The 10,298-nt window shown below is 35.8% G+C and carries 10 protein-coding genes; 4 read left to right on the top strand and 6 right to left on the bottom strand.

All coding sequences use genetic code 11. The features are described 5' to 3' along the window. The 6 genes from M0Q20_RS09995 to bioD form a co-directional block, all read right to left on the bottom strand. A partial coding sequence (locus M0Q20_RS09995; protein ID WP_295061393.1) for an ATPase, T2SS/T4P/T4SS family occupies positions 1 to 578 on the bottom strand: 578 nt, incomplete at its 3' end. After that, positions 575 to 1,555 carry a transaldolase gene (locus M0Q20_RS09990; protein ID WP_295061390.1) on the bottom strand — a complete coding sequence of 327 codons (981 nt, stop codon included), beginning with the start codon at positions 1,553 to 1,555 and terminating at the stop codon, positions 575 to 577. The genes M0Q20_RS09990 and M0Q20_RS09995, both read right to left, overlap by 4 nt. An 87-nt stretch (positions 1,556 to 1,642) precedes the next feature. Beyond that, on the bottom strand, positions 1,643 to 3,040 hold the full coding sequence (locus M0Q20_RS09985) for an ATP-binding protein (protein WP_295061387.1): 1,398 nt from the start codon (positions 3,038 to 3,040) through the stop codon (positions 1,643 to 1,645). 15 nt (positions 3,041 to 3,055) lie between these two features. Further along, positions 3,056 to 3,994 (bottom strand): aminodeoxychorismate synthase component I, encoded by a 939-nt coding sequence (locus M0Q20_RS09980; protein WP_295061384.1) that lies wholly within the window; start codon positions 3,992 to 3,994, stop codon positions 3,056 to 3,058. Further along, positions 3,984 to 4,874, bottom strand: a complete 891-nt coding sequence (locus M0Q20_RS09975) for an aspartate carbamoyltransferase catalytic subunit (protein WP_295061381.1) — start codon at positions 4,872 to 4,874, stop codon at positions 3,984 to 3,986. The genes M0Q20_RS09980 and M0Q20_RS09975 overlap by 11 nt, the downstream gene beginning before the upstream one ends. A 149-nt stretch (positions 4,875 to 5,023) precedes the next feature. Then, on the bottom strand, positions 5,024 to 5,671 hold the full coding sequence (gene bioD / locus M0Q20_RS09970; protein ID WP_295061378.1) for a dethiobiotin synthase: 648 nt from the start codon (positions 5,669 to 5,671) through the stop codon (positions 5,024 to 5,026). 51 nt (positions 5,672 to 5,722) lie between these two features. On the opposite strand from bioD, the gene M0Q20_RS09965 reads away from it, so the two are divergent. From M0Q20_RS09965 to aat, 4 genes are read left to right on the top strand one after another with little or no spacing between them, the layout of a single operon-like run. Next, on the top strand, positions 5,723 to 6,958 hold the full coding sequence (locus M0Q20_RS09965) for an aminotransferase class I/II-fold pyridoxal phosphate-dependent enzyme (protein WP_295061376.1): 1,236 nt from the start codon (positions 5,723 to 5,725) through the stop codon (positions 6,956 to 6,958). Between the two features lie 14 nt (positions 6,959 to 6,972). Beyond that, on the top strand, positions 6,973 to 7,272 hold the full coding sequence (gene clpS, locus M0Q20_RS09960) for an ATP-dependent Clp protease adapter ClpS (protein ID WP_295061373.1): 300 nt from the start codon (positions 6,973 to 6,975) through the stop codon (positions 7,270 to 7,272). Continuing rightward, positions 7,272 to 9,449 carry an ATP-dependent Clp protease ATP-binding subunit ClpA gene (gene clpA / locus M0Q20_RS09955; RefSeq protein WP_295061370.1) on the top strand — a complete coding sequence of 726 codons (2,178 nt, stop codon included), beginning with the start codon at positions 7,272 to 7,274 and terminating at the stop codon, positions 9,447 to 9,449. Before clpS ends, clpA begins: the two co-directional genes overlap by 1 nt. Further along, complete coding sequence (aat, locus tag M0Q20_RS09950) at positions 9,446 to 10,141, top strand: leucyl/phenylalanyl-tRNA--protein transferase (RefSeq protein WP_295061366.1); 696 nt, start codon at positions 9,446 to 9,448, stop codon at positions 10,139 to 10,141. The genes clpA and aat overlap by 4 nt, the downstream gene beginning before the upstream one ends. Positions 10,142 to 10,298 lie beyond the last annotated feature (157 nt).

Here is a 10,298-nt window from a genome sequence, read left to right as displayed (position 1 = left end):
CGCTGATTTATAATACATCCTCTATCTTTATGTACAAACTCAATAGGGTCTTCAATAGTTATAATATGCTTTTTTTGTGTTATGTTTATCTCATGTATCATGGCTGCAAGGGTTGTAGATTTACCGCTACCTGTAGTTCCTGTAACAAGGATAAGCCCGCGTGACTCTTTTGTAAAAGTTCTTACTATCTCTGGAAACTTCATCTCATCAATAGTAGGAATATTCATAGGAATAACACGAAATACAAATGATGGACCATCCGTTTGAAAGAAGATATTTACACGAAAACGGTTACGCTCATCAAATTGGTAAACCAAATCGACCTCTTTGTTCTCAACAAGCTCTGCATATCTGCCTCGAAGTATCTCTTTTGAGAGAGTCATTGCATCATCATATGAGAATATACTTCCTGAAAACGGTATTATCGCTCCATTGATTCTTGCCCTGATTACACCGTTTGATTTGACATGCAAATCACTTCCGCCGTTTTCTATCAATTTTTTAAGATATGCTCTAATTTTTTTTATCTGCTCAAATGTTAATTGACTTATATCTACTTCATTTTTTTTATCACTCATAACGACTCCAATATATCTTTAAATGCATCTTTAAAAGATTTTAATCCATCAGCTATCTGTTTATCCAATACAGAATCAAAATCTATACCCAGAGCCTTAATCTTCTCAAAATGCTCTTTTATAACTTGGGGTTGAATCGGCAAGGCGCTCTCTTTGACTCCATTTAGATGAAATGCTTTTATTGTATCTATGGGAGCCGTATTAACACTGTTATATGCCAAGAGCTTCTCTATATAGTAGTGCGGTGGCAGTAAATCATCTTTAACTCCGGTGCTTGCAAAGAGCACTCTACAGCCATCTACTCCCATCTCTTGAACTTTAGCATAGATATCTGCACTGTTATAGATTCCACTAAGCGCTACATCTACTCCGGCTTTTGCCAACTCCCCGTCAAGTGCCCTATCAATACGGCTTACAAAAACGCTTATTACACTGTCTACTTTTGCTCCATACTTTATCGCAGCATCTCTAAACGCCTCAGCACACAAGATGGCTTGCTCTTTTTTAAATATTAGCGTAGCATTTACCGGAATCCCGCTGCTTGCAAGCTCTCTCATAGCGATATAGCCAGCCTGTGTGGCTGGAACTTTTATCATGACGTTTTTACGTTTTATTTGTGAAAAAAGCCTCTTCCCCTCTGCTATTGTAGCCTTGGCATCATCACAAAGAAAAGGGTCAACCTCTATGCTAACATAGCCGTCATCTCCTTTTTCATATAGAGGGTTTAATATATCAGCTGCTTTTTGTATATCATATATTGCCAAAGCCTCATATTTCTCTTTTGGAGAGATTGAGCCGAGTTTTGATAGTTGCTCTTTATATGCACCTGAGCTTAGTATTGCATTTTTAAATATTGCAGGGTTAGAGGTTGCTCCATTAATAATTTTACTTTGTATAAGCTCTTTAAACTCATGGTCTAAGTAGTCTCTCTCTATAAAATCAGCCCATAAAGAGAACTTCAACTCTTTTAAATACATCTGCAAACCTTATCTTGTTTTAGTAAATTATATCTCAAAAATTCTCAATTTGTTTTAAACAATCTTTAAAATGCTATTTTTGAATTTTTATGAAATATTCTTTGGTATTTTTATAATAAACGTAGCTCCGTTTTCTGAACTCTCTACATCAATCTCCCCGCCAAACTGCTTCTCTATTATCATCTGACTCATGTAAAGACCAAGACCCGTTCCGTTCTTGCCTTTTGTACTGAAGTAGGGTTCAAAGAGGTGTATCATATGTTTACTATCTATCCCTCCTGCATTATCCTCTATGTATATATAGACTCTCTCTTCTACGGTTTTGGCATTTAATTTTATAAAGGGATTATCTCTTTTTTTCTCATTATGTGCATCAATTGCATTATTTAAAATATTAAGTACGACCTGAACAAGTTCGTTTATATATGTTTTTACATCTATGTCACTACTTTTGTTGATTGATATTTTTATTCCTCTATCATTTACTCTTGAGATTGCAAAATTAAGCGCTCTTTGAAGCAGATCATGAATCTCAATATTTTGCATCTCTTTATCTGGATGAAAATAGGTTTGAAAATCATCAATAGTATCAGAGAGGTAAATTATTGTGTCGCTAATATTACTTAGTGCTGCATCGATATCCTCATTGCTCCTATCTTTTGCAAGTAGTTGCTTAAACTGCAGGTTTGCAATTTGTAGTGTAATGGTAGAGAGCGGTTGTCTCCATTGGTGTGCTATCATACTTATCATCTCTCCCATTACAGCCTGTTTAGATTGAGCTTCTAGTATCTGATCCTTACTCCTTAGCTCTTCTAACTTCTGCGCAACTTTTATCTCAAGTGACTCATTTAACTTCCTAAGTTCCACTGTCTTATCTTTTACCTGTTTTTCAAGCTCAGAGTTAAAATTACGTAGCATATTTTGTTGCTCTAAAATAGTAAATCTTGCCTCATCGATTTTTCTCTGATAAAAATAGATTATTATACTAATTACTACTAGTACAAATGAGATATATGTGACTTGATAGAAGCTGTACTTTATCTCTATTAAGTTTTGAAGAGGTGCTATTATAAGCATAATAAGGATAAAAAGAAGCCAATAAGCGGCATGTATTGCTTTTTGAAAATATAGAAGAATTATCGGGTATGTAAATATCCAAAGATGTTTTAAATCACTTGGCTCTCCCGCATAGATAAGAAATAGAAATAAAAATGTATATTGAAGCGTCATGGTAGTAGCAAAAAGTTCAAAAAAATTGCGATACTTTCTTAGAGCAAAAAATATCATTATATTCATACATAAAAGAGTTGCTTCTATGGGTATAAAACCGGCAACATCTCTTATGTAGTTGCCCATGATTCCATATATTAATCCGCCTCCGGAGAGCAAAATACCGATATTGACCATCTGATATCTATTTTTAAGATCTTGCTGTGATTCATCAAAATGCCACCCGCTTGTAAAAAAACCATCCAGCTTAAACATTTACGACTGCCTCCTCTAAGGTAGATAAACTTTATCTAAAAGTTCATTGTACTCTTCTCTTGCATCACTATCTAAAGTTATGCCTCCGCCGCTCTTGTAAATATAACCATCTTGAGTTTTTTCAACAAATCTTATCATTACTGCACTCTCTAATGTATGCCCGTCATAAACACCAAAAACTCCACTAAAGTATCCGCGCTCATAACCTTCTACCTGCTCAATTATCTCCAGTGTACTTTTTTTAGGCGCACCGCTTATACTCCCTGCAGGAAGAAGTGCTTTTAAAATATCTCCTACCCTAGCATGCCAATTACTCCCGACGTCTCCACTTATATGTGAGCTAACATGAAGAAGCTCTTTTGCTCCGGCTTTTATCTTTGTAATATATCTAAACTCTTCAACCTTTACATCTTTTGCCACTATAGAGAGGTCGTTTCTTAAGAGGTCAACCACCATAACATGTTCAGCCATCTCTTTTTTGTTATTTAGTATAAGCTCTTTTGCATTGGGTATTGACGCATCAATCGTCCCTTTCATAGGGAATGTAGAGATTCTAGAGCCGTTTATAGTTACAAACTTCTCTGGTGAAAAGCAGACAAACTCATCTTTGTACCTAAGTTTATAGTGCGCATTTGCAAAGTTAAATATCTCTTTTAGCGTCAACTCTGTTTTAATTTTTGTAGGTTGGGTAAGGTTTAAAAGATATGTATTTCCGGATTTAATATTCTTTATGACAAAATCAAACTTTTTTTTATACTCATCAAACGAGAGAGTCTTTTTATCTAAAAAATCCGCATGCGATTTTATATTGCTGTTTTGTTCCATACAGTACTCAACATCACTCTCTTCAAGCTCATCAAGAGGGATGACTTTTAAGTTTTTTGCCCCAAAGTCTGTTATAAATAAAAACGGCTTTCTCTCTGCTGCTAGAGAGTTTAAATCATTAAACGTCATAAATAAGTTTTTTAAGTACTGCCATTCTAATCGCTACGCCGTTTGAGACCTGCTCTAAAACTTTGCATCTTCTGTCTGCTAAGAGCGCGTCACATATATCTATGTTTCTATGAACCGGACCGGGATGAAGTAATATAATATCTCTATCCCCAATCAACTCGGTTGTTATGCAAAAATCGCTTGCATAATCTTTTAAAGAAGCGTATGTTTGAGACGAGTGTCTCTCAGTCTGTGTTCTAAGGCTCATGATAGCATCCACTTCATCAACAATCTCATTTAAAAAATGTGTGCTCTTTAGCTCTGTTTTTGGGAGAAATTGCGGTGGTGCCACTAAAATAACCTCCATACCGAACCTACCTAGTAGTTCAATATTTGAGTTTGCAACACGAGAGTTTTTTATATCCCCCACAATTGCTATCTTCTTACCCCTGACATCACCAAAATGTTCTCTTAGCGTAAAGAGGTCTAAAAGTGCTTGCGTAGGATGAGCATGGGCTCCGTCTCCCGCATTTATAATTGAAGCTTTTGTATGGTTTGAGAGAATTTTCGGTACCCCGGAGTTTTGATGCCTGACAATTATTGCATTTGGACTCATAGCATCTAGATTCATAGCGGTATCAACAAGTGTTTCACCTTTTTTTGTTGAACTGCTTGCTACATCAAGGAGGATGACCTCTGCTCCTAGTCTTTTAGCAGCTATCTCAAAAGAGCTTCTTGTTCTTGTAGAGTTTTCAAAAAAAAGTGTAACGATAATCTTATCTTGTAAAATTTTATCAAATTTGTTACCGTTTTTGATATTTTGGGCAAAGAACTTCGCATCGTCCAATATTGTCTCTATCTCTTTAGCTGTAAAATCACTTGTTGTAGTTAAATGTTTCATATCGCTCTTTTTTTCAAATTAGAACGCTAACTGAGCAATACCCAAAAGGGAGGGTACTCGAACCCAGTTAGCTACGCTAGCCGCTATGGCACTAAAGCTTGCCGCATCGCGCGGCAAAGAACTTCTTGTAACTTTACAAGAAGTTTAATTTACAAATTATACAAGACATCACATATAATATCAATATCATCACAAACTTTTAAGACTCTAAAGCCTCTTTGTAAAAAATATGGTTCTGATATTTGCGAAAAACTCTTATCCTCTTCTCTACAGTTAAAAGCCACCGCATGTTTAATATTTCTCTCCTGCAGTGCTTTTTTACTAAGAAGCGTATCGTTTATGCAGCCAAGGGAGCAGTGCGTAACTAGAAGTGCAACCGCATCTAGTTTCAAAATCAAATCAATCATCATGTACTCTTCATCAATCGGAACATAAAGCCCACCGGCACCCTCAATAAGTAGAACATCACATAGCGCTTCTAGCTCTTGTATTTTTCTCTTAATCTTCTTTAAATCAAGGGGCGTGTTATTTGATGCTATACACGGAGCTGCTGCTAACTCATAAACTATAGGAACAATATCCTCAACCTCTAATGACCAGAGCTTTGGATTAAGCTCTTTTACACACTCTAAAAGCTCCTCTCCATCTTGTGCATATCCATTTACAACACCCGTCTCTATGGGTTTTATAACCCCAACGCTAAGACCACGAGAAGCAAACTCTTTTAAAAGGAGTTTGGTTACGTAACTCTTACCTATATCTGTGTTTGTAGCAGTAATAAATATTCTTTTTCTCATAATTATCTCTAGTTTGGTATAATCCATTTATTACTAACAAGGCATATATAAATGAATCAGTTTGAAGAGTATTGTACCGAATTTGTTCAAGGTATCGGGAGTAAAGATGCAGCAGTAAGTCCATCTATCGTAAACTCTGCTTCATTTGCCTATGCAACTCCGGAAATTGCAGAAGGGATTTTTGATGGTAGCATAAAAAAACCGCTCTACTCAAGAATGGGAAATCCAACTACTGCAAAATTAGAGACCATTATGGCAAAGATGGATGGAGGAGTAGGTGCAGTTGCGACAAGCTCTGGGATGGGTGCAACTACACTAGCAATAATGTCACTTACTGCATCTGGAGATGAAATCATCTCTATCGGCGGTCTTTTTGGTGGAACTTATGCGCTCTTTACAGAAACATTAACGCGTTTTGGAATAACAACGCACTTTTTTGATGTAGATGAATTGCAAAATATAAAAAACGCAATAAATAAAAATACAAAAATCATATTTTTAGAGAGTGTCGGAAATCCAAATATGAGACTTCCCGACATTAAAAAAATAGCACAAATTGCAAACGATGCCGGAGTCGTTTTAATAGTTGATAACACCATAACTCCAATGAGTGTTTTACCCTTAGCGCTTAGTGCGGATATAGCTGTTTATTCAACTACTAAAATCATCTGTGGAAACTCCGCTGCACTTGGTGGATGTGCGGTTTTTCGCGCCATTAATGATGGCGAGGATAAATTTAAAACATCTAGGTATCAAGAGGTGCATAAGTTTATAAAAGGTGCGGCAAATATGGCACTTGTCGTAAATGCCAAAAAAAGAGCGATGAGGGATTTTGGAATGAGTGCCAATGCAAACTCAAGCTATCTAACACTACTAGGGCTTGAAACACTTCCGCTTAGAATGCAAAGAGTCATAAGCAGCGTAGCAACGGTAGCTAATGAGTTGAGTAAAAATGGATTAAATATAAATCATCCATCTTTAAAAACACACCCACATCATGAGAGATATTTAAGAGACTTTAAAAATGGATGCGGAACGCTCCTAACTATAGATATGGGTACAAAAGAAAAAGCGTACCAATTTTTGAATAAAACAAAATTAGCAACCATCACTGCAAATATCGGAGATAGTAGAACTCTCGCCTTACATATGGCTTCTACGATTTACAGAGAATTTGATGAAGATACAAGAAAATTTCTTGGAATAACAGATGGCTTGATTCGTGTATCTATTGGGCTTGAGAATCCGCAAGATATAATTGAGGATTTCTTAGCTGCTGCAAACTAAAAAATAGGAAAAATATGTCAACAAATACAGATTTAGAAACTATCAACGAAATATCGCTTAAATATCCTAAAAAATATAAAGTATTAATTTTAAATGACGACTATACTTCTATGGAGTTTGTGATTGATGTACTGATGAGCATATTTCACAAAAGTTATGAAGAAGCAGAGGCTATAATGCTTGAAGTTCATAAAAAAGATAGAGGCATTTGTGGGGTTTATACTCATGAAATTGCAGAGACCAAGGTTATGCAGGTTCATAAAAAGGCAAGAGATGGCGGATTTCCGCTAAGAGCCGAAATGGAGGAAGAGTAATGATAAGTTATACATTAAATGAAGTTTTTCAAAAATCTATTATTTATGCAAAAGAGCAAAGACATGAGTATATTACTATTGAGCATGTATTCTATCAGATTCTAAACTCTGTAGAGGGTGCAAAAATAATATCTGCCTGTGGCGGTGACGTGCAAAAGATGAAAGAGTTTATAAAAAATTATATTAACTCAAACACAAATGCACTACCTCAAAATATAAATGAAGAGCCTTTTGAGAGCGTTGCACTATCAAGACTTATCGATAGAATGATAAAGCATATTCAAGGCTCAGGACAACAGAGTGCCGATATAGGCGACTTGCTAGTTGCTATCTATGATGAAGTGAACTCTTTTGCTTACATGTTATTGAAGGAGTATCAAATTTCTAGACTTGATATCTTGGAAATTATTTCGCATACAAATGAAAAAGAGAGTTTAAAAGAGAGTGAGTCTTACCTGGATAAATATAGTATTAATCTGCTTAAAAAAGCAAAAGAGGGGAAGATTGACCCGGTAATTGGCAGAGAAGATGAGATACAAAGAGTCACTCAAATCTTGTGCCGCAGAAAGAAAAATAATCCTATTTTAGTCGGCGAGGCAGGTGTTGGAAAAACTGCTATCGCAGAGGGGTTGGCACTAGATATAGTGGCAAAAAAAGTTCCTGACATTATACAAAACAGCAAACTTTATGCGCTTGATTTAGGTGCTATGCTCGCCGGTACAAAGTATAGAGGTGACTTTGAAAAACGTCTAAAAGGGGTTATGGATGAACTAAAATCAACTCCAAATGCCATTTTATTTATAGATGAAATTCATACTTTAATAGGAGCAGGTGCAACAGGTGGAACTATGGATGCGGCAAACCAGTTAAAACCTGCCCTTGCATCAGGCGAACTAAAATGTATGGGTGCTACTACATTTATAGAGTATCGAAATGGGTTTGAAAAAGATAAAGCACTAAGTAGAAGATTCTCAAAAGTGGACATTAACGAGCCATCCATAAAAACAACTTATAAAATCTTAAAAGGACTCAAGGGCAAGTATGAGCAGCATCATAATGTAAAGTTCACAGATAGAGCTCTTAAGAGTGCAATTGATCTCTCAAAAAGATACATTACCGATAAGTTTCTTCCCGACAAGGCAATTGACCTCCTAGATGAAACGGCAGCCTCATTTCATCTTAAAAACAAGAAAAAAAGAGTTGTAGGCTCATCGGATATAGAAAATACTATCTCAAAAATAGTGGGTATATCTAACTCCAAAGTAACGCAAGATGAGGCACTCTCCCTTGCTAATTTAGAGGAGAATTTACGAAAAAAAGTAATCGGACAAGACAAAGCAGTCGCGGAAGTAGCAAAAGCAATAAAAATTTCTAAAGCAGGTCTTACTCCACAAAATAAACCGATTGCTTCTTTTCTTTTTTCTGGACCAACCGGTGTCGGAAAAACAGAGTTAGCGCTATCTCTTAGCCAAACATTAGGCATAAATTTTGAGAGATTTGATATGAGCGAATATATGGAAAAACATGCTCTAAGCAGATTAATAGGCTCTCCTCCGGGTTATGTCGGCTATGAGCAGGGTGGTTTGCTTACAGAAGCGATAAAAAGACATCCATATACGGTTTTGCTACTTGATGAGATAGAAAAGGCTCATCCTGATTTGGTAAATATTTTGCTTCAAATTATGGACAACGCAACTCTTACCGACAATAATGGATACAAAGCTAATTTTCAAAACGTAATTCTAATCATGACTTCAAACATTGGTGCAACATCCAGAAGCGTAATGGGATTTAACAAAGATGATTCACTCTCTAAAAATGAGGAGTTAAAACTATTTTTTACGCCTGAGTTTAGAAATAGATTAGATGCAATTGTAGAATTCTCTCAATTAAACAACGAAGTTGTCAAAGGAGTTATAGAAAAGTTCATACTAGAGCTAAACAACGACCTTAAAAAGAAAAAAATCACTATAACGCTATCTCCAAAGGCCGTAGAGTTTATAGCCCAGAGTGCTTACTCCCCTGAAATGGGTGCAAGACCGATAAAAAGATATATTCAAGATAATATTACCAATAAACTAAGCGATGAAATACTTTTTGGAAAACTAAAAAATGGTGGGAGTGTTAACGTCTCGTTTAATAAAAAGCTGATTTTAAAATTTAAAGAGTTGGCTTGAATATACCCAAATTAAAAAAATATGATTTGCTCTTTCCAAACCCAAACAGTGCAAACGAAGATGGTATAGTCGCATGGGGAGGCGACTTAAACCCATCTAGACTAATACGTGCATATCAAAATGGAATATTTCCTTGGTATAGCGAAAACGACCCTATAATATGGTGGTCAACTAACCCTAGACTCATCATGGAGTTAGATGAGTTTAAAATAAGCAAATCACTAAAAAAAAGTATGAAAAAATTTGAATATAAATTTGATACTAACTTTGTAGAAGTAATGAAGCAGTGTAAAAACGTAAAAAGAGAAAATCAAAATGGAACTTGGATTCAAGATGATATTATTGAAGCCTATAGCGTGCTTCACGACATGGGCATAGCACATAGCGTAGAGAGCTATAAAAATGGCAAACTCGTTGGCGGATTATACGGCATAGTAGTGGGAAAAGTTTTTTGTGGAGAGTCCATGTTCTCTCTTGAAAATGATGCCTCAAAGTCTGCTTATGCAATTTTAGTAAAACATCTTAAACTATGGGGATATGATTTTATAGATTGTCAAGTTCCAACAGAGCATCTAAAGAGCTTAGGTGCAAAAGAGGTAACAAGAGAATCTTTTTTACAGAGATTATATGAAGCAAATATGCATTACCTAGAGCACAGATGGGATATAGAAAAGTCAATAATATATGTTTAAACTAACATAGCTAAAGTCTGTTATTTGGTTAAATAAAATTTTTGAAAAGAAATTGTAAGAAGTAAAGATTAAATTAGAAGTAAAAATGATCAACTAGGCAGCGACCTACATTTCCACACCTGAAAGGTGCAGTATTATCAGCGATGAGAGGCTTAGC

Source organism: Sulfurimonas sp., from assembly GCF_023229025.1.
Taxonomy (GTDB): domain Bacteria; phylum Campylobacterota; class Campylobacteria; order Campylobacterales; family Sulfurimonadaceae; genus Sulfurimonas.
This window is presented reverse-complemented; position numbering and strand designations above follow the sequence as displayed.